Below are 21,091 nucleotides of genomic sequence, written 5' to 3' on the forward strand. Positions count from 1 at the left end.
AAAGGAAAACCGCTCGTCGCCCCTTCCCCCCGTGTCTTGAAACATAACGAGATAATCAACACGATCGGCACCAGCAGTGACACCCGCAACAGCTTGGTAATGGTCGCGATATCCCCGGCTTCGGGGGACACCGCATAACCCGCCCCGACGACCTGCGCGACATCNGTGGATCGTCCCGCCCAGAAATATTCCGGCGAACCTGTCGTCAAGCCCCAGGAGACTGGCCACAATGGGATACAGGATCATCGCCAACGTACTGAGGGCCGTCACGGCGATGACGGTGAAGATTGTGTCTCTTTCGCTGCTTTTTGATTTCGGCAACACAGCCGAGATCGCCAAGGCGGCCGAGGCCCCGCAAATGGCGACGGCGCCGCCGGTCAAGGTGCCGAAGCGGCGGCGGCGACCGAGAAGCCTGGAAAGAAGGATCCCCACAAGAATGGTTGCCCCCACTCCACTAATTATCAATCCAACGGGCGCCCAGCCGAGGGAGACAATATCATTGAAGGTCAGCCGCATCCCGAGCAGCGCGACCCCGAAACGCAATATGGTTCTCGAGGAGAAGTGAACCCCCTCGACACATTTGCCCTCTTCTGCGAGAAAATGAAACGCCATCCCCAACAACAAGGCAAACAGCATCTGCGGCGCCGCATAATGTTCCGAGAGCATCCGCGCCGCCGCCGCAATCGTCAGGCAGAGTAATAGTCCGCGAAAATGACCGGAATAGAGGGAAAAATACTGCTTATACCGCGAGACCATTTGGGGGAAACTCCATAGCGAAGGGCGCCAAGAGACCAATGCATTGATTTCCCAAAGACAAGGTTTCAACGAAAGGACGAGCGAAAAAAATTAAGCGGACTATCGGACGCGAGTTAAAACAAACGAGAAAAATATTTTAAAAATCAATATTTTACATTTTCCAAGTTGGTTTTCGAAGAACCATAGCCCTATCAAAAAACCATCTCCAACATTCGGCGGCGCGTCCGATCATTTTGGCAATGGCAAAACGAAAGCCTGGCAGGATGCCCGCCTCTTCCAGCCCGGTGAAGAAAATCAAAAAAGTTTCAAGTCTTCCGGATCAATTCTCGGATTTTTTAAGTTCATACAACCAGATACGATAACATTTCGCCTCTATTCGGAGCGAGAAAAAGAAGGCTCATTTAATCTCCAGTTCATCCATCAATGCCTTAACTGAATGATGGTTTTCCAATTCAGAAATAAGTTTGAATAGCGCATCACCATTCTTATTTGGCAAGCACATATTCCCTTTGGAAATTAGCTCAGCTTCAGTGAGCGGTTTGTCTGGACGACCGGGGACAGTGTTCGCGAGCACATTTAATTTGCGCCCGTCATGACAATTGACTGTTATTTTCACCGGGCCAAATACACCGGATTGACTTTCATCAACAAGGATAGAAATTCGTGACGCCAAATCAGCACTGCGCGGATCACGGACCGCAGCCGATTGTATTTCGGCAAGTCCAAACTTACCGTGCAGCAATACCGCCGCGACCGAGTATTGAATGCTAAACTGAGCCGCTACCTGCGGGTTGGCAGCAGGATCAAAGGGACCTCCGACAAGACGCTTGATATAAGGCGTGACAATCAGTTCGACCGAAGCTACCTCATCGGCCTTAAGGTTGTTTTCCCCAACAATTTCAAGCATTGCCGCAATTACAGCATGGTTACACGCACAGCTGGGATAAGCTTTGACGGTAATATTTTTCCCTTCAAATCGAGATCCAAGTTCGCTTAATACGACTTCATGATTTCCAGCCTCATACATATTATACAGACCGAATTCTCCTTCAATTGGCGCTGAAGGGGCGATAATCCCCTTTTCCGCCAAAAGGGCTGCGAAGACTCCGTCCTGTGCCGCAAAAGCTGATTGCATGCGCTTTGTCACCGCCTTCTCGCGCGCGGGTTGCTGGGTCCCCCCAGTTCGGCTCAGCGCAATACCGATGGCGTTACGAATCCCATCAGCATCAAGGCCAATTAATTTGGCCGAGGTCGCCGCCGCGGCAAATACCCCATGCAAGGAGGTATAGAACCACCCGCTGTGTTCACGTGTTGACATACCTAGACGGCCGGCAAGATCATTTCCCAAAGCTAATGCGGTGAGTACATCACGCCCGGATAGATCTCTCGCTTCGGCAAGCGCCAACACTGCAGGCGCAACGATAATATCTGAATGAACTGTCCCGCCTTCGTGAACACTGTCAAAATCGAGGGCAGCGGCAGCAACTCCATTAACGAAGGCCGCAGACATGGCAGGCACGCGATGACGAGAGCCCCATAGGCGGCTCTGTTCAATACCGCCATTTGCAAGGATGATCTCCCGACCTTCGGCAGCACCTGCCTCATTGCGGCCCGCAATGCCGACAACCAGCGTATCAAAAAGAATATGCTTGGCGGCCGTAACAGCATTTTGCGGAATATCACTATAACTTGTTTTATGGATATGCTCAGCTATGGTTGCCGTCAAACCATCCGGTGGAGCTGACTGTTGTTTATGAAAGTTCATGATCTTCCTTTAATATGCAATTGAATTGCTTTTAAGAATTACGGGAAATTCCCATAAATTCATTGCCAAACAGCTCTTTGACCACAATCATCTTCATGATATTGATCGCTCCCCCGGTGAACATCAGCCCCATCGTATCGCGCAAACGGCGCTCGATGCCAAATTCTGTCAGATATCCGTTAGCGCCAAACATTTGCAGGCAATCCTGAATAGCCTGAACTGAAAGCGTCACGGCATGCCACTTTGCCATTGTCGCCTCCTTCGCTGCGTTTTCGCCGCGCACATTCATCCATAACGCCTTGTAAGCCAGCAACCGGCATGCCTCTACCCGGGTATAATGCTCGACGATGGGAAATTGAATTGCCTGATTAAGGCCGATTTTCCGACCATAAACTTCCTTGGTCTTGACGAATTCGATGGCCTGGTCGAGCACCGCCTGCGCACTTCCCAACGCATTCAAAGCGCTCAGGCAGCGCGATACGTTCCATCTTGCATAGAGAACCGCTTTGCCTGCGCCCTTACCAGCGCCTTTTGCGGCATCGCCAAGCACCGCGTCTCTCGGAATGCGAACATCTTTCATGCGGACAATGCCAAGCTGATGGGAGCGAACGCCCATTTCCGGCATCAGTTCGCAGCTGACGCCTGGCGCACCTGCGGGAACACGGAGAAACTCAGTTCCTTTTGACTCGCCGTTTTCGATGATTTGTGCCGTCACGCCCATCAAAGTGGCACCCGGCATCAGGCTGACATGTATCTTCTCGCCGGTAATGACAAGTTCATCGCCGTCCACCACTGCTTTGGTCTGGATATTGGAAACGTCCGAACCCGCGTCACGTTCAGATGTCGCTATACAGACAAGTGCCTTGCCGGCATAAACCTTGGCGATAAAATCATCGCCCCAGCCCGGCGTCAGGCGGGTCAATGTATTCTGCATGGAGCAAATCATCGCCGAGCTATTGTCAACCTTGGCGATTTCTTCCACAGCAATACCGAGGGTAATATAGTCCAGATCCAGACCGCCTAGTTCCGGTTTGCCAATGATGCCGAGCAGACCGGCCTCGCCCATTTTATTTATGGCGTGCCAGGGCATGACTTCCTTCTGATCCCATTCGCTGACATAGGGAGCAATTTCACGCTGAGCCAAATCCGCAACGATGTCGCGAAATTCAAGTTGTTCATCTGTAAAACTAAAGTCGAAGGCCATTTTATTTTCCTTTTTTGTATGTTTACTCGTACTTTTCCCGGTCCGGCACATCGTCAACATGCGATAGCGAGGGCCCTGGTTTACCTCCTCCAAGCCAGCCGAATTGCTGCAGGGCTACCGGTAGCATCAGGGCAAGTCCAATCCCGCTTGCGAGCAAGTTCGGAAACGTCAGCATTACACCGCCCGCAAATAAGAGGAGCCTGAAAAAGAATGGCAAGGGGCGCCGCACAAATCCGACCAATGTGCCCGCAATTGCGAGCATACCGATGACGGCCGAGGGGAAATGTGTGAAGAACTCCGTCCACGTCCCCTGCAACAAAAGAGACGGGCTATAGACGAACATGAACGGAATGATGAAAGCCCCGGCGGAAAGTTTGAATGCCTGCACACCCGTCCCCATAGGACTGCCGCCAGAAATTCCGGCAGCCGCATAGGCGGTAATAGCCACAGGCGGTGTCACGCCAGACACAATGGCAAAATAGAACACAAACATATGTGCCGCCAATTCCTGCACACCGAGATCAATCAACGCCGGCGCGGCGATGGTAACGGCCAGCACGTATGCGGGTGTGGTCGGCATGCCCATGCCGAGCAAAATTGCCGTTATTGCCGTCAAAACCAAGCTAAACAGGAGTACGTTATCTGCAAGGTTGACCACCATCCCGGAAAAGGCGAGTCCCAATCCCGTCGCGGTTAAAGAACTTACAATCACACCGGACGCCGCACAGGCAATCGCAATCAGGATTGCTGAGCGGGCGCCCATGGCAAGCGTTTCACCAAACCGTTTTAACGTCATCCGGTTTTCATGATTTAAGATACTGATTATAAACGCTGTCAGGATACCGGCGAGCGCGGCTTTTACCGGCGTATAGCCCATAAAAAGAACGATCATGAGCACGGCAATCGGCGCAAAGAAATAGGCCCGTTTGAGCACGGCAAGCTGGTCCGGTAACTCTGCCTTTGTTAATGGTCTGATCTTTCTGCGCAAAGCCTCAAAATGCGTCATTGCGCCAATCGCGAGAAAGAAGAGAATTGCTGGTGGCGTTGCAGCCGTGATAACGTCCAAATAACTCAATCCCAGCAACGACATCATAATAAAGACCGACGCTCCCATAACCGGAGGCATGATCTGCCCACCAGTGGAGGCCGATGCCTCTACCGCGCCGGCAAAGTTTGCCGAATATCCCAGCTTCTTCATCAGGGGGATCGTATAGACGCCGGTACCGTATACATTCGCGGTGGGACTACCATTTATCGAACCAAAAAGAGCGCTGTTTAAAACAGCTATTTTTGCGGGCCCGCCAGTTTGGCGTCCCATGATGGCATTCGAAAGATCCGAGAACCATTGGCCAATGCCGGTATTATCGACGAACGCCCCAAACAAGACGAATATGAATAGATAAGACACCGATATGTCGGTCAGCGTCCCGAATATGCCCTGATTTTGTAGAAGATAGATACGCTCAATCGCTCTATCATAGCTAATGCCGCCATGGCTTAATATGCCCGGCAAATACTCCCCAAGCATCAAATAGCCAACAGCTGCAACGAAAACGACCGCCATGCCGAGTCCGACAACACGGCGTGTTGCTTCAAGCATTATCACCGTCGCGATGGTTCCGAGGATTACCTCCTCCAACCGCACTTTGTTGACCAGTTCTAGCCGGTTGTCGAGACGCTGATATTCGACAGCGATATAAAGAGTAACAATCAAGGCGAGGACCGCTAATATCAAGTCCAGCAATGATGGTCGATGAAGTGGTGATTTCCCTGGCAATGCCGGAAACAGAATGAAAACGATTGGCAGGAGAAAAGTAAGATGGAGCGCCCGCATCAGCCGCGCATCCAGAATACCTACGCTGCTTAGCCATAAATGGAAAAGCGACGCGCAAATTAGAAACGCCGCCACGGCAACACCCGATGGCCCTGTTATACTTCGCATGGGAATTCACCCTTATATTGGTTTTAAATGGTTGCACCGGCAAACATGGTGCATCCAAAACGAGAGTCTCTACGCCAATGATTGGCGTAGAGACATTACCTGATCAATTATAATTCAGGCCTGCTTCATCGAAGTATTTTTTTGCGCCAGGGTGCAACTCAATCGTGCCGCGATTTTTAGCCTTAACGATTTCCTCAGGCACAAAGGTTTTCATGCTTCTGTGGATTTTTTGAACGCGCTCTGAGTTCTCTAACAGCGCTTTTGTTACCTTATATACGACTTCGTCGGATACATTGGCGTTCGCAATTAGTCCCGAAGCAATTGTCAATGCCGGAATTGGCTTGTCGATTTCGATAGAACCTTTGTAGGCATCAACCGGAATAGTCCCGCGTCCATAGCCATACTGCTCCACCATCGTATTAATCAGTTTTTCTGACATAGGCAGGAACTTTAGCTTTCTTACATTGGACACTTCCAAAATGTTGGGTGCCGGAAGCGGCAACAAGGTCATTAGAATGTTGGCCTGACCGTCGCGCAGCAAATCCCCGGACCGGGAGTGACTTCCCTGATAATGTGCGCCGCCCCAGTCTTTAATGTCATCAATGCTAACGTCATATACGCCGAACAGTTTCTTCACTGTCCATCCGCCCATCGTCTGCATTCCCGGCGTGGCCAGTTTTGCGGCGAATTTTTTCTCGGCGATTTCGTCAAATGTGTTAAGCGGCACCTCCTCGCGGGCGACTACCTGATAGACAGTCGTATTAAACCCCCACACAACGGAACGTATATCTCCGTAGGCTTCTTCATAGGGGTCTCCGCCCTTCTTGGCCATTTCAGTATTCACTGTAAGGGTGAGCGCGAAGTCAGCGTCGCCGGTCCCGACACGGGGGGGATTAACAAGTCCTCCGCCGGGCACGACCCGAACGACCAATTCAGGATATTTAGCTTGGATTATCTCAGCCATGCCACTGGCGATCATGTACCAGCCGCCACCCACCGGGCCGCCCAAGATAGTGATGTTTTCCTTTGCCTGAACGCTGCCGGCATAAGTAGTTGCTAGCACAGCAACCAACACCGCCAGTGTTTTTCTCAGACTGCGTATTTTTTTCATCATATTGTTTTCTCCATGTTAGTAGATTGAATTTACGCCTTTTTTCACCACAGTTGGCCCATGATCATAGTCTTCACGAAGTAAGTTTTATTTGTTTGTCTTTGGCTGTGAGATCCTTTTCCCAACTCAGATAACGACGCATGCCCGCCTTTCCACGCGCATAGGGCGGCAGGACTAGGTCAGAAGTGTTGGGATCGATTGTGTCCGGAAGCCCTGTTTCTACGGATAATCCCGATTTCCGCCAGGCAGCAACGCCTCCCTCCAGATAGAATGCATTCTCATATCCCAGTTGACGCGCCGAAGCGGCTGCAAATACAGACTGCAATTCCTTAGCCGACGTCAGCAAGATAGCTGTGGTCTTCTCCGGAGCAATTTCAGGCAACCTTTCTTCCAGCCAGCCACGCGGCACCCAGATAGAACCAGGGAGGTGGTTTGCTGAAAAATTTTTACTATTATCAACATCAATGATCACGACATCATCGTTCGCCGAGATGAGCTCCTGCGCATGGTCGGCGTCCAAACCACCGGCGACAGTTTTCGCGGCATCTAAACCTAACGGTCGGGTTCGCCCACGACCGATTTCAAAGGGACGGCCCAAAGCACGCCAACCTTCAATTGCCCCCTCACAGGCAATAACATTGGGATATCCCAGACGGTGAAGCCAAAGCGCTGCCATTCCTGCACGCGCGCCACCTTCGTCGATTAGAAAAATCGGTGCTCCGCGAACAGCGATGAAATCGTCAGCACGCAGAACAGCTTGTCCACCAGGCAATGCGACGGTATCCGGGATATGGCCCGCTTCGTATTCCTCCAGTTGCCGGACATCAAAAATGTAGACATTATGCGCGCCACTCGAACGGCTCTCGATTTCGTCAAAAACCTTGTCCGCCTTGCACCATTGAACGCCCTTATCTGCCGTTATTTTCTTGATCTTTGCCAAGGCATCCGCAGCGCTTTCTGCGGACGGAGTCAATTTTTTTAAGACGGGACCCTTTTCCAGCTCTCTCCCGGATAGAACCCAACCCATAGTGCCATCCTTCAACGCAAAGGCCTTCTCAACGCCGAGATCACGGAGAGTCTGCGCACCAATGATACTGCGTGTCCGTCCGGCACAATGACAAACAATGTTCTTCCCGGTCTCGGCAAGTTGCTTTGCTGCGAGTGCAATATCGAAGTTCCCGATATAGAAAGCGCCCGGCACCCGCGCCGTCTCATGCTCGCTGCGCAGGCGTATATCACATATCAAGACATCTTCATCATTGGCCAAATCCGCGAGTTCATCGGCCGTTATTTGAGGGACCCGATAATCTTCAAATATTTTTTCGCCGAAATGCTTGCTTGGTACGTTCGACCCTTTGGACAGGATGCCACCAGACGTCAGCCAGGCCCCCACCCCCCCATGAAGGACATCTGTGCGTTTATAACCTAACGCTTTCAAAGTCTTCACGGCTAAATTCGCCCTTTCGCTATCGTCTCCATACACAACAATCATGGTTCGCTTATCCGGAACCAAATCAGCGATACGGAGTTCAATCTGACGCCTTGGAAGAAATGTCGCCCCGGGAATGTGCCCAGCTTCAGCTTCACCAGCTTCCCGAATGTCAAATAATGCCCACTCGACAGCAGAAGCCAATAAAACACGAAGCGAGTCGGGGCTCATGCTTCCTCTCCTTTGATGACGATAAGCTTGGATTTCTTTTCTGTACGCTGGAGCGAACCATAGGAAACAATCTGTATGCTCGAGCGCACATTCAATTTTTTGTGGATTGCAGATTCCATCTCGTTTTTGAGTTGTTCTTCCTGCGAGGCGGGAAAGTCTTTCGCAGCCTCCACCTTCAGATTAAGCGGCGGCTCGACGCTTGGTCCCGGCTTATCCAGCACAATCTGCAGAGCACCAGATACCTTGGGTGCGAATTCTCCAACAACAGTCTGAATAGCTGATGGAAAAACATTCATGCCGCGGACAATAAGCATGTCGTCAGTACGCCCAATAATATCGAATCGTGGTGTGGGCCGCCCACATTCACACGGCTTGGCATTGATCCGGACAATATCGCCCGTACGGTAGCGTAAAAGAGGACAAGCCTCACGGTCGAGATGCGTGAAAATATACTCGCCGACAACGCCGTCTCGAACCTCGATTTGTCGACCTGTCTGCGGGTCAACCAATTGGACGAGCACAAGGTCAGGTGTTACCTGATGTTTGCCCCCCCGGAACCGGCAATTTGCGAATGAATTTGGATGCGCATCAGACATTGATGCAAGGTCATAGACATGCTCCGTTCCCCAGGTCGCCATAATCTCTTCGCGAACGCCCGGCAAATCAAATCCTGGCTCACCGCCGCCACAAATTACGCGTACATTCAAATCTGTCGCGGGAAAACCAAGCACTTCATGACATTTCTCACCGAGATACCGGACAAAGGAGGGCGTCGCAATCAAAACGTCTATGCCGATGTCTCTGGCCAAGCGAAGAAAACCATCCGCACGCCGCTCTGCCCCAACAGGCACATCAATTGCGCCCAGGTTTTCGACGGCCGTGCAGAAAGGAATTCCGGCATTAAACATACTAAGCGCAAATCCATTGAACACCTTGTCGCCCGGACGCACGCCGAAATTCCACAGCACCCGACTGAGGCTCTCATTGCGTCGGATGACGTCATTGCGAGTATAGGCCTGAACAACCGGCCGACCCGTTGTCCCGGCAGTGGTGGTGACCCGGATAACCTTATCAAGAGGAGCCGCAAGATGACGCCCAAAAGGAAGACTCTCCTCTTGGCTCTTGCGAAGCTCCTGCTTGGTCGTGAAGGGAAGCAGATCGAGGTCTGGGAGATTCCCGAAATCTGCTGGAGAAAACCCCGCACGTTTAAACTTTTCCTGATACAGCTCTGATTTATCAAACAGATACTGCAACTGCATGCGCAGTTTCTTCTCCTGAAGAGCAAGCGTTTCTTCCGGCGACATCAGCTCCGCTTCCGGGTTCCAGAAGTAGCTGCTTATCTCCCCTTCTTCATACCGGACTTCCGGCAGTCTTTTCACGTACATCATAAAGTTCAAATAGCCCGTTAAAGACGCGCGGTTGTATCAAACTCTTCACCGAGGCAATGAGCGCCGACGGTTTTCGCCGTTTTGTCCAGATTTTCATGCAATGTATGAATTCGCAGATCCCGGAAATAACGCGGCATGGGCATCGAATTCAAAAACGCGCTTGAACCCGCGATTTGCGCCGCCTTGTCCATAGTAATGACGGCATTTTCAATAGCGCGATGCTTGGCCTGCATGGAGTAAAGCTCTGCAGCGACTTCATCCCCTTGCTTCCACAGCCATGCGGCGCGATAAATCATCCAACGCGTGGATTCAATCCCAATTCGTATCTCACCGGCACGCAACTGCGTATAAGGATCAGACGCTGTGCCCCGCTTCGGCAGGTAATCACTCAGGAAATCAAATATGCCTTCTGCCGCGCCGAGGTACTGAGCCGCAAAACTCAGGTGAAATTTTGCCTGCCAGCGATTATTTGGATAGACGCCGGGCGCACCCAGCACATAATCATCGGACACGAAACAATCTTTGAGTTCAATGTTGGGGCTGGTCGCCACGCGCATACCCATCGGATCCCACGATCCTTCAACGACTTTCAGGCCAGCGGTCCCTTTCGGCACGGCGACACCGACGTGCCCTCCAACCGGATCTTTATCAGGCTGTCCGGCAAAAATGACGTTGTAGCTTGCCTCGGCCGCCAGGGTTGCGTAGTTCTTCACTCCATTGAGAACATATCCACCGTCTGTCCGCACGGCTTCCGTTGTCAAGGTATATAGACCACGACGTGTTCGACCAGGCTCACTGCCCGTCGCGTTTAGCAACGCCCCGTTTTCTACAACGTCACTGCAAATCACATCACGTTGCGCATCCGTACAAACATTATCCACGTAATGCGCCCCATGACAGTGAATATGGAGGCATTGTGCTGTTCCCAAGCAATATCGAGCTGTCTGTTCGACGGCAATCAGATACAGCAAGGGATCTTCGCCAAGGGCACCGCTCCCCATGCCTCCACGATCCTTGGCTATCGTCAGCTTCAGCATACCCTGCTCGCCCAAGTCACGAAGATTTTCAATCGGCGTTGAGGCATCCCGGTCGTACTCCGCAGCACGCGCGGAGAACTTTGTGCGCCCAAGCTCACCAACTATTTCGTACACCTCTCGCTGGGCGGGGGAATATTCAAAGTCCATTTTTTTTCTTCTCCTTGAAACGCATATTTTGCTTAGAGTGCGTGCTGAAAATTACGAAGGGGATATTAGGAGAAAAAAAACAATAACTATAATATATAATAAGCATTTGAATTATGCCTTTTTGTTATTATTATGAATTGAGGAGGAGAACCCGTGGATCTACGCGCTTTATCCTATTTCGTCACCGTAGCGGAACTGCAAAGTTTTTCGAAAGCTTCCGCCCATTTGCGGATTGCTCAGCCAGCAATTAGCCGGCAAATACAGAAATTGGAAGAAGAACTCGGCGTCACACTTCTCACCCGCTCAAAACGAAAATCGGAATTAACGGAAGCAGGCAAAGTGCTTTTGGACCATTCGATGGTTTTACTCAAGCAAGTCGACAAAATTAAAACGGAAGTTACGGATCTGGCGAATGAACCAACCGGTCGCGTGACAATCGCTGCGGTTCCCTCCGCCGGGCAATTATTGATGCCGCCCCTGATAGAGCGTTACGAAAAACTATATCCAAGAATGTCATTGAGTGTCGTCGAAGCCTACACCAGCATAATTGAAAGCGGGCTAACCGAAGGCCGCTTTGATCTTGGGTTAATTTATGACCCACAAGCGCGCGGCCTTCTGGATATGACACCCCTATTCAGTGAACCCCTATATCTAATCGGCCCCCAAAACACCAAGTTAAATATATCAGATGAATGCGGGATAGATGTGCTAACCGATTTGCCATTGGTCATGGCAAGTCGACCAAACAGCCTGCGTATTTTGCTCGACCGAGCAGCGATGATTAATAACGTTACACTCAATATTATTCGTGAAATCGACAGCCTTGCCATAACCAAAACGCTGATCCGACGCGGTTTTGGATACTCACTGATGGGATTTGGGGCGGTACATGAAGAGGTTTTACGAGGCGAGCTATCCGCGGCGCCCATGGCTGGCCAAGAATTCCGGCGCTCCTTGACCCTCTCCCGACCAACGGGATCCTTGGTCACAAATGCCATGACGGCCACCATCGAGTTAATCGAGAACATTGCCGAGGAATTGGTTGAGACAGGGAAATGGCGTGGAATTGTGCATCGCCGCAACAAACGCTGATTCAAAGGTAAAAGCGCCGCTGATCTTGGCAGTTACCTTGTTTGACAACCAAAATTGCCCCTCATATAGTCATTACTAGCGAATCATGATTGATAGATGAAAACAAAATGATTAGTAGATTTTACAGATATTGTGTTCATTTTAGTTAGTCACTCTATCCTGGTCATTTTATCATTTTAAAAGAACAGAGTAATTTCAATATGTGGGCAGCCAATATTTCCAAATTTTCTGGCCCCAGGTATCTCGCTCTCGCAAGTGCTATTGCGGAAGCCATTAATAGTGGCGAATTGCCTTCCGGGGCGCAATTACCCCCTCAACGTGAACTAGCTGAGGAATTAGACCTAACCGTAGGCACTGTCGGACGGGCCTATTCCATCGTAAAAAAAAGAAATCTGGTTGTTGGGAAAATTGGCCAAGGTACTTTCGTATGTGACAATCAAAACGGTGCCTCTGCGTCAAATAACCTGCCGGAAACAGAACCCGGGACTATTGATCTTGCTCGCTATCGCAATCCTGTCGAAGGTCTGTCGGAATTACTTATCTCCGCAATGACGGAAGCTGCAGATAACGCAATACTTTTACCTTTGCACGGTTATCCGCCTGCCAATGGGTATTTAACCCACAGAGTGGCGGGCGCAAAATGGATTATGAAAAGCGGGCTCCAGGCTCAACCGGAAAACGTTATAGTTTGCTGTGGCGCTCAACAGGCATTGTTGGTCGCATTGGCCGCATTCGCCAAAGGCGGGGATGAAATTCTTGCCGAAGAACTTACTTACTCCGGCTTAAAATCAATTTCGGCGGTCCAGAACTTAGTTCTCCAAGGAGTCAAAATCGACGCAGATGGAATCATTCCGGAATCACTCGATGAAGCCTGTGAATCGAGTAGGGCAAAAATCCTGTATTTACAGCCAACTCTCCACAATCCAACAACCTCAACGCTTCCGGAAGCCCGCCGTCATCAAGTTGCGGAAATCTGCCGCAAACACGACTTGATCCTGATAGAAGACGATACGATCGCCACCCTTATGCCAAACAGGCCCGCACCCCTGGCAACTTTGGCGCCGGAACGCACGATTTTTATTACAAGCCTGTCAAAAAGCATCAGCCCCGCCCTCCGCGTCGGGTATTTACTTGCTCCTCCTCAACTCGTTGATCCATTAGTCAGCACCCTGCATGCAATTACCTTGGCCAACTCACAACTGGTTTTTGAAGTAGCGTCAACAATGATCATGAACGGCGCCGTAGATGATGTGATCAGTAAAAATTTCATAGACCTTAGCCGGCGACACGAAACGGCCGCCCAAATGCTTCCAAATGCCCAAATGCTCCAAAACCCCGCCGCCTTCTTTGCATGGCTCGAGTTACCCGCTCACTGGAGTGCGCATGATTTCTCACAGACCGTACGTGCAGCTGGTGTTTCTGTCGTCCCTGCTGACAGTTTTTCTGTAGGTGATCTGCCGCCTCCACATGCCGTCCGTCTTGCGCTCACTCCGGCCCCAAATATAAAAGCGCTTGAAAGCGGGCTTGATATCGTCAAACAAGTTTTAGAGGCCCATCCTCGTCCCAAAATGGCTGTGGTCTAAATTAATTCGAGAGACGAATTGCCACACCAGAGCCTTCATTTTATCCCATAAATTTAGAATCACCCTATTTCCTAGAGATTCCTGCTCTGCCGCTCACCCGGCAGAACCTACGGACCTTTGACACCCGCTTTTTGATCAATCCGGCTTCTCTGGCGGAACATTCGATAAGCTGAACATCTCCAAATTCATTGACATACTGGCGCCGAAAAGCACCGTCACCAAAACGAATTCGCCGTCGATGATCGCAAGACCCGTAACGTATCCTCTTAGATCCATAGATATTGTAACATTATATATTGATACAAATTTTAATATTGTATCTATTAATAACGTTTGATTTGATGTAAACACGACAACAATCACTTACGGAAAGGTCTGCAAATGAATTCGACGTCCGCTGATAGCTTCAAACAAGGAATGCGGCACTTGGCAGCTTCGGTTAATATTGTGTCCACTTGGGTAAATCAGGAACCCTGCGGTATGTTGGCTACCGCTGTTTGTTCGGTCAGCGCATCCCCCCCGACCCTCCTTGTGTGCGTAAATAGGAACACAAATTTTTATCAGTCGGTCTGCGAAAGCGGTTTTTTTTGCATAAATGTAATGTCGGAAACACAAGTGGATCTCGCTAAAAAGTTCCTTGCCGTTTCGGGTGCCGAGCGTTTTGAGCTGTGTAACTGGTCGACTTTAAAAACCGGCGCACCGGCAATTGTCGGCTCTTCAGCCAATTTTGACTGCTCAGTGTCAGGGTTCATTGACAAAGGATCGCATCGTATTTTTCTGGGTGAGGTCGTCGCCGTACGAAATGCCGATTCAGATCGACCATTAATTTATCATGATGGTCAATATGCAGGTATTGCCGAGATCAAAGAACCGTGCTGTGCATAAATATTACTCTATGCAACGAAAATGCCGGACCTAAAAATTTCCACGGCTAATATTTAACCAAGCTTATCTTTTAATAAGAGGCTCACGTCGCGACGGTTCCCCCGCCATCAATGCGCAGAGTTTCTCCGGTCATAAATCGTGACATATCACTCGCGAGAAAGGCAATCGTATCGGCTATTTCATTCGGCCCTGACATATAGCCAAGAGAATTATCCGTTCCTGTTCCTGGTCGGGGTTTTAGCTTCATCGTATCGGAAACCAATTGATTTGCCTTCGCAATTCGGTCATATCGCTCAGACTTGACCGGCCCGGGCGCGACCGCATTTACACGAATTCCATCGCCCCCATACATATTGGCCAATCCTTTCGTCAATGTATTAACGGCGCCATTGGCGAGACTGCCCGCGAGATGTGAAGGGGACGTCGGCTGATGGCCACCACGTCCCGAGACATTTATGATCGTGCCCCCGCCGTTCTTTTTGAAATGCGGGAGAATCGCTCGGGCGGTGCGCATATATCCGAAGGCCTTCGCATCCATGACGGCCATCCAGTCCTCATCCGTCAAATCCATGAAATCGGCGAAGATTGGATTCGTCGTTGAATTTATAAGGATGTCGACTTTCCCGAGCGCAGAGATTGCGGCTTGCGCGCCACTGTCCACGCTCTCGCGACTGGTAATATCAACCGGTACTATCGCCGGCCGGGGCATTGCTTGTGATTCAAACTCATCTGCCAGACGCTTGAGGTTATCTTCATTTCTTCCGCTCAAAACAACAGCAGCCCCATACATCGCAAAGCGGAGAGCCGTCGCATGACCAATCGCGCCGGCGGCACCAACAATCCAGGCAGTTTTATCTTTTAGAAGATCATTGGTCATTTTTTCATCCTGTTAGTTTGCATCTATGCCACGCATGTAAGTTTGATCTGCGCATTCATTTACGCCTGAGCCCTAAACTGCGAGGTTCTAAATTGTACTATTTTATAATATGTAATTTTATATATTGATATATTTTTTTATGGAATATAACCATGCCCATGTTCTACTTTGCACCCAATAGAAAGAGGACTGGCGACATGAATGCCTCAATACCGGAAAATCACACCAATCTTTCAGTCTGACAGCAACCAAGTGGAGTAACTAAAATGCACGGCCCTCTCTCAGGTCTTAAAGTAATAGAATTTTCAGCGATGGGTCCGGGGCCGTTTTGCGGCATGCTCTTAGCGGACATGGGGGCGGATGTCATATGCATCGATCGCCACAGCGAAGACGCCAATTCTACATCGTCCATTTTTTCTCGCGGCAAACGATCGATAACCCTTAATCTAAAAGACCCCGCCGATGTTGAGACGGCTTTGCAACTCGTGGAACAGTCTGATGCATTGATTGAAGGCTTTCGACCGGGAGTCATGGAGCGACTGGGGTTAGGTCCGGAAATATGCCTGAATCGAAATTCTGCTTTGATTTATGGTCGAATGACGGGATGGGGACAAGACGGACCATTGGCTCATTCCGCCGGACATGACATCAACTATATCGCATTGACTGGGGCACTGGCCGCTATCGGCCCCAAGGAGGGGCCGCCCTCTATACCCCTAAATCTTATTGGCGATTTCGGTGGTGGATCGCTTTACCTTGCCATGGGTATTTGTGCTGCCTTGTTTGAACGCTCTCGCTCTGGCAAAGGACAGGTTATTGATGCCGCAATGGTCGATGGGGCAATATCCCTGGCGGGGACATTTCTCGCGCGCATGTCAGAAGGAAAATGGGAGAACAGCCGCGCCTCAAATCAAATCGATGGCGGCGCGCCATATTACAACGTGTATGAAACAAAAGATGGCGAATATATTTCCATTGGCAGCATTGAATCCAAATTCTTCTCCCTGCTCAAAGACAAATTAAATCTGAGCGGCGGCTTATGGGATCAACAGATGAACCGAGATAATTGGCCAATGATGAAGGAAGAATTCAGCCGTATTTTCCGGACCCGTACACGGGCTCAATGGTGCGAGTTATTGGAAGGGACAGATGTCTGCTTTGCGCCGGTGCTTTCCTTTGCCGAAGTTGCGGACCACCCACATCTGAAAGAGAGAGAATCTGTTATTACAGTTGACGGCATACTCCAACCCAACGCCGCACCAAAGTTTTCAAGAACACCATCAGCCGCAGGAAAACTGCTCTATCAGGTCGGACATCATACGCAGGAAATATTAGGTGATTTGTTACGAAAAGCGCCAAAATAATATGCGGGTGGGTGCTGTCAGACTAATGCGACCTCGTCTCCGTATGGCGTAAAATGGCACAACCGTGCCACCTATTATGCCACGCTAAGTTGCTGCCACTCGGCCAGCGCGGCATTTCTTTGAAGCTTGAATGTTTCTCTGTTGTTTAGGTGGCGCTCATGATTGAAGTGGTTGTGGACGGATGCGTGAATAGAGACGAATTTCTGCAAACTTCGCAGGCGCCTGAATTGTAGCATAGCCTTCTCTCGTCGCCGGAATGGGAGGTGAGAATTTTCACAGCGATTGTTCTTCCAACGGCCAACCTCTTGAACCTCAGCATTTCCTAAGGTATTCATGGCCGCGCGATATGAACGTAATCTGTCCGTTATTATTTTCCGTGGTTTTCTGTACCGTTTCATGATTTTCTTGAGGAATTTCAAAGCGGCTTTGCGATCGCGGCGTTTAGAAACAAAGGCCTCCAGCACCTCTCCTTCATGATCGACCGCACGCCACAGGTAATGTGTTTCGCCATTGATCTTCACAAAGACCTCATCAAGATGCCATTTCCAGTTTGAATAATTCTGAGACGGATGGATCCGTTTCTTCCTTACCTCACTTGCGAACATTGGGCCAAATTTGTTCCACCAATAGCGCACAGTCTCATGGCAAATGTCGATACCACGCTCATGAAGAAGGTCTTCGACATTGCGAAGTGAAAGCGGAAATCGAACATACATCATCACCGCCAAGCGGATGATTTCAGGTGACGTCTTGAAATAGCGAAAAGGGTTCCTGTTTTTCATTTCAGAATTTTATGGAATTACTAAAATATGGTCAAAGCCCGATTTTCCTCTGACAGTGCCGGTCTTCAACATTGCGAAGCGAAAGGGGAAATCGAACATACATCATCACCGCCAGGCGGATGATCTCGGGAGACGTCTTGAAATAGCGAAACGGGTTCTGTTTTGTCATGCTCGAAAGCTAGTCGACGACCAAATCCCCATCAAGTAGTTTTCTTCTGACAAAGCCATTCAGAGAGAGTAAGAAGCAATAGATTGGGGGACAAGCTATTTTCTTCTGACAGCGCTCCCGGAGGCTGGTCGACGAGAAAATTCCCATCAAGAAATTTTCTTCTGACAAAGCCCCGAGAACTCAAATTTGCCGTAAAAATGTAGTTTACTACATTTATGTAGTTGACATTATATGGCAAATGACCGTAACTAAATTGATGCGGCAAAAACAAGTCTAGTTATAGAGTCATCTAGGTGGCCAGCCAAATGTTAGCCCATTAATATTGAGAAAGGCACTGTATTGTCTAGTATTGTTAAGCAATCATCAGATGATGCTTTCAAGGATAAGTATCATTACCCGATTGCAACAAAATTTAGGTACGGTCGATATCTTGCCGCCGCAATAATTCTATTCATAGCCATTTTGATCGTGCATGCATTTGTCGTCGGCAAGATCGATTGGGGAGTGGTAAGGGAATACCTGTTTGCAAGAAGTATTTTAACAGGGATCGTCAACACCGTCGTTCTGACTATAATTTCTATGTTCTTAGGTATTTCGTTTGGATTAATCGCTGCGTTGATGCGTGGATCGTCCAATCTAGTCGTACGCAATACAGCGCTTTTTTACATATTTTTTTTCAGGTCGGTTCCCGTCTTACTCCAACTTTTAATATGGTACAATTTGGCCCTTATTTTCCCAACTATTGCGATACCAGGCTTATTCTCTATTCCAATGACTGAAGTTGCAACGCCATTTGTCGCGGCTGTCTTAGCATTCGGAATTTCGCAAGGCGCGTATACAAGTGAAGTTATACGAAGCGGATTGCTGTCAGTCGATCGTGGGCAAGCTGAAGCGGCAAAATCCCTCGGAATGACCAAAGGGCAAACTCTTCGTCGAATTATTATTCCACAAGCCATGCGAGTCATTGTCCCGCCGGTGGGCAATGAAACGATCGGCATGGTTAAATATACTTCACTCGCAAGTATTATCCAATACCGCGAGATCATTTACAGCGCTCAAACGATTTATTTTGCTAATGCTCAAGTAATAGAACTTTTATTTGTTTGTGCATTTTGGTACTTAGTAGTTGTCTCCATTTTGTCTTTTGGACAAATGCATATTGAGCGATATTATAATCGATCTAGCAGAGATACCGCCAAGGGAGAGACTAAAAAATGACTCCTTTGGTTCAAATCATGGATGTGTATAAAAACTATGGACCCGTTCGGGCGTTGAATGGTGTTTCGTTGGACGTATTCAAAGGTGAGGTTGTATGCATAATCGGACCCTCGGGTTCGGGTAAAAGCACAATGTTGCGGTGCATAAATAATTTGGAGAAAATCAGCCGTGGTTTGATTAAGGTTGATGGTGAAATCATCGGCTACAAATTAGTTGACGGAATGTTACATGAATTGTCGGACAAGCTGGCTTCCAGGCAGCGATCAAAAATCGGCATGGTATTCCAACAGTTCAATTTATTTCCTCATAAGACCGTAATTGAAAATCTTATTGAGGGGCCTACCCATGTTAAAGGCACCAAGCAGCAAAAAGCTCGTGACACCGCCGCTAAGTTGCTCAATCAAGTTGGACTCAACGAAAAAGCGCATTCTTACCCGAACCAACTTTCCGGTGGTCAGCAGCAGCGGGTCGCAATAGCAAGAGCTTTGGCTATGGAACCCGAGTTAATGCTTTTCGATGAACCGACTTCAGCGTTGGATCCAGAATTAGTTGGCGAGGTTCTGCAGGTTATGCGCGGTCTTGCCAATTCCGGTCACACAATGATCGTTGTTACGCATGAAATCGGATTTGCTCGAGAAGTGGCAGATCGAATTGTATTTATGGATGACGGTATGATCGTTGAAGAAGGAATTGCTAAAGAATTGTTGGCAGATCCAAAACATACCCGAACACAGAACTTTCTTACTGCTGTCCGAGCTTAAGATTCAAAAATAGCTTACAAAACCTAGGGAGAAAACTATGAAAATTATAAGAAAAAGGCTTTTGCCAGTTCTAGTAACTTTTGCGGCGGCAATTGGGGTTATTTTTACTGCTATTGGAGGAGTACATGCTCAGCAAGAAATGCTGCCCGCCAAATTTCAAGAATCAAAAGTGATAAGAGTCGGCATGCAGCATGATTTTGCACCAATGGATTTCAAGGATCCAAAAACAGGAGAAGAGACAGGCGTAAATTACGAACTATTACAAGCCATCGCTGCCAAACTTGGTGTTAAGTTCGAATTTTTTGGGGTTGGTTTTGCAAACCTTCTTCCAGGATTGGATACCGGGCGTTTCGATTTTGTCGGAGCGGCCATCGGCGATTTTCCGGAACGCCGGAAAAAACTCACCTTTGTAGACTACGTGACAGCTGGACCGTATATAGTAATTCGCAAAGAAAGTAGCAAAACAATTAGGGGATACGAAGATATTTGCGGAAAACCTGTTGCCTATTTACGGTATATTTCTACTTTCAAAACAGTATTAGAAGAATTCAATGCGAAAGAGTGTGTTGATAAAGGTAGACCAGAAATTGAGCTCTTAACAACGGATTTGCGGCCGAAACTAGGACTGTTGCAAAAACGCTTTGATGCTGCAATGCTTACTACTGAAACGGTCAATTGGCTAATGAAATTGGAACCAGACACCTACTCGAAAATTGGAGAACCTCTGGCAAAATGGCATTATGGATGGGCATTTCTTAAGGATGATACGCAATTGCGTGACGCAATTGCGGCGGGCCTAGACGCAATAATATTAGATGGTACTTACGCCAAGATCCTAGAGAAATACAACCAGTCCGAACTTGCCGTTGAAAAGAGCGGAATCGATCAAGGAACATTTTGAATTACCTAATTTAGAGACATTTTTAACGAGGTGCATTCTCTGCACCTCGTTTTGAAAAATCTGAATCGGAAAAATTGTTATTTTTAGCCAATGATAAATTTTAAAAAATGTAGTACTATTTCTTAGGAATACGCATCGAACTTGAGATTTTAAATACATAATTGTTAAAATAAATGTCATTATTTGACAAAATACTAAAAAATAAAATTTTCTATGGTTAGAAGAGATTTTTCTATTTAGATAATTTGGTTACTAAATCCACTAAATCAGAGCATCCGTCTATTTGGTGAGTGAAAGTCAATATCGCCAAAGAACTAGTAGGCAAACACAACCTAGTTACTAGTTTTGAATAGCTTCAGGATGCCGAGAAGATGTAGAAAAATTGACTAATGTTCAAGTCCTCGGTATCCGGCGCTTTCCATAAAACTCATACATAACCGCCAATTGAT

At 48.6% G+C, this 21,091-nt stretch carries 16 protein-coding genes and 2 pseudogenes (1 of these 18 only partly in view); 7 read left to right on the forward strand and 11 right to left on the reverse strand.

The genetic code is table 11. The features are described from left to right. From GQF03_RS19160 to GQF03_RS02410, 8 genes and pseudogenes are all read right to left on the reverse strand, one after another. Positions 1-756: pseudogene (locus GQF03_RS19160) on the reverse strand (YeiH family protein) (its annotated part extends 148 nt beyond the left edge of the window); the annotation flags it as partial. A 397-nt stretch (positions 757-1,153) separates the two neighbouring features. After that, entirely contained in the window at positions 1,154-2,521 is a 1,368-nt protein-coding gene (locus GQF03_RS02380; protein WP_161337580.1) for an MmgE/PrpD family protein, read from the reverse strand. Positions 2,522-2,552: 31 nt separating this feature from the next. Next, complete coding sequence (locus GQF03_RS02385) at positions 2,553-3,725, reverse strand: acyl-CoA dehydrogenase family protein (RefSeq protein WP_161337581.1); 1,173 nt, start codon at positions 3,723-3,725, stop codon at positions 2,553-2,555. 22 nt (positions 3,726-3,747) lie between these two features. Next, positions 3,748-5,667 (reverse strand): TRAP transporter permease, encoded by a 1,920-nt coding sequence (locus GQF03_RS02390; RefSeq protein WP_161337582.1) that lies wholly within the window; start codon positions 5,665-5,667, stop codon positions 3,748-3,750. Between the two features lie 103 nt (positions 5,668-5,770). Then, positions 5,771-6,781, reverse strand: coding sequence for a TAXI family TRAP transporter solute-binding subunit (locus tag GQF03_RS02395; protein WP_161337583.1), 1,011 nt, complete (start codon positions 6,779-6,781; stop codon positions 5,771-5,773). A gap of 70 nt (positions 6,782-6,851) precedes the next feature. Further along, positions 6,852-8,438 (reverse strand): rhodanese-like domain-containing protein, encoded by a 1,587-nt coding sequence (locus tag GQF03_RS02400; RefSeq protein WP_161337584.1) that lies wholly within the window; start codon positions 8,436-8,438, stop codon positions 6,852-6,854. Next, positions 8,435-9,826 (reverse strand): phenylacetate--CoA ligase family protein, encoded by a 1,392-nt coding sequence (locus GQF03_RS02405; protein ID WP_161337585.1) that lies wholly within the window; start codon positions 9,824-9,826, stop codon positions 8,435-8,437. The genes GQF03_RS02400 and GQF03_RS02405 overlap by 4 nt, the downstream gene beginning before the upstream one ends. A gap of 17 nt (positions 9,827-9,843) precedes the next feature. Next, entirely contained in the window at positions 9,844-11,010 is a 1,167-nt protein-coding gene (locus GQF03_RS02410) for an acyl-CoA dehydrogenase family protein (RefSeq protein WP_161337586.1), read from the reverse strand. A 153-nt stretch (positions 11,011-11,163) separates the two neighbouring features. On the opposite strand from GQF03_RS02410, the gene GQF03_RS02415 reads away from it, so the two are divergent. From GQF03_RS02415 to GQF03_RS02425, 3 genes are all read left to right on the forward strand, one after another. Further along, positions 11,164-12,102, forward strand: coding sequence for a LysR substrate-binding domain-containing protein (locus GQF03_RS02415; RefSeq protein ID WP_161337587.1), 939 nt, complete (start codon positions 11,164-11,166; stop codon positions 12,100-12,102). A gap of 200 nt (positions 12,103-12,302) precedes the next feature. Next, on the forward strand, positions 12,303-13,685 hold the full coding sequence (locus GQF03_RS02420; protein ID WP_161337588.1) for an aminotransferase-like domain-containing protein: 1,383 nt from the start codon (positions 12,303-12,305) through the stop codon (positions 13,683-13,685). 417 nt (positions 13,686-14,102) lie between these two features. Then, the gene (locus GQF03_RS02425; protein ID WP_240958587.1) at positions 14,103-14,570 is read left to right on the forward strand and encodes a flavin reductase family protein; all 468 of its coding nucleotides are present in this window, start codon (positions 14,103-14,105) and stop codon (positions 14,568-14,570) included. 82 nt (positions 14,571-14,652) lie between these two features. Here the strand turns inward: GQF03_RS02425 and GQF03_RS02430 are convergent, their stop codons facing one another. Next, on the reverse strand, positions 14,653-15,447 hold the full coding sequence (locus GQF03_RS02430; protein ID WP_161337590.1) for an SDR family NAD(P)-dependent oxidoreductase: 795 nt from the start codon (positions 15,445-15,447) through the stop codon (positions 14,653-14,655). Between the two features lie 266 nt (positions 15,448-15,713). On the opposite strand from GQF03_RS02430, the gene GQF03_RS02435 reads away from it, so the two are divergent. Continuing rightward, positions 15,714-16,811, forward strand: coding sequence for a CaiB/BaiF CoA transferase family protein (locus GQF03_RS02435; protein ID WP_161337591.1), 1,098 nt, complete (start codon positions 15,714-15,716; stop codon positions 16,809-16,811). A gap of 74 nt (positions 16,812-16,885) precedes the next feature. Here the strand turns inward: GQF03_RS02435 and GQF03_RS02440 are convergent, their stop codons facing one another. Continuing rightward, positions 16,886-17,593, reverse strand: coding sequence for an IS6 family transposase (locus GQF03_RS02440; RefSeq protein WP_161337592.1), 708 nt, complete (start codon positions 17,591-17,593; stop codon positions 16,886-16,888). A 40-nt stretch (positions 17,594-17,633) separates the two neighbouring features. Continuing rightward, positions 17,634-17,762: pseudogene (locus tag GQF03_RS02445) on the reverse strand (IS6 family transposase); the annotation flags it as partial. Between the two features lie 339 nt (positions 17,763-18,101). Here GQF03_RS02445 and GQF03_RS02450 point away from each other — a divergent pair. Genes GQF03_RS02450 through GQF03_RS02460 form a run of 3 tightly spaced genes read left to right on the forward strand, consistent with a single transcriptional unit; the run spans position 18,102 to position 20,642 of the window. Further along, a complete protein-coding gene (locus GQF03_RS02450; protein WP_161337593.1) occupies positions 18,102-18,980 on the forward strand; it encodes an amino acid ABC transporter permease in 879 nt (292 codons plus the stop codon). After that, the gene (locus GQF03_RS02455; protein ID WP_161337594.1) at positions 18,977-19,741 is read left to right on the forward strand and encodes an amino acid ABC transporter ATP-binding protein; all 765 of its coding nucleotides are present in this window, start codon (positions 18,977-18,979) and stop codon (positions 19,739-19,741) included. Before GQF03_RS02450 ends, GQF03_RS02455 begins: the two co-directional genes overlap by 4 nt. Before the next feature lie 37 nt (positions 19,742-19,778). Then, on the forward strand, positions 19,779-20,642 hold the full coding sequence (locus tag GQF03_RS02460; RefSeq protein ID WP_161337595.1) for an ABC transporter substrate-binding protein: 864 nt from the start codon (positions 19,779-19,781) through the stop codon (positions 20,640-20,642). Positions 20,643-21,091 lie beyond the last annotated feature (449 nt).

Origin of the sequence: Sneathiella chungangensis, assembly GCF_009882935.1 — a bacterium.
GTDB classification, from domain to species: Bacteria; Pseudomonadota; Alphaproteobacteria; order Sneathiellales; family Sneathiellaceae; genus Sneathiella; species Sneathiella chungangensis.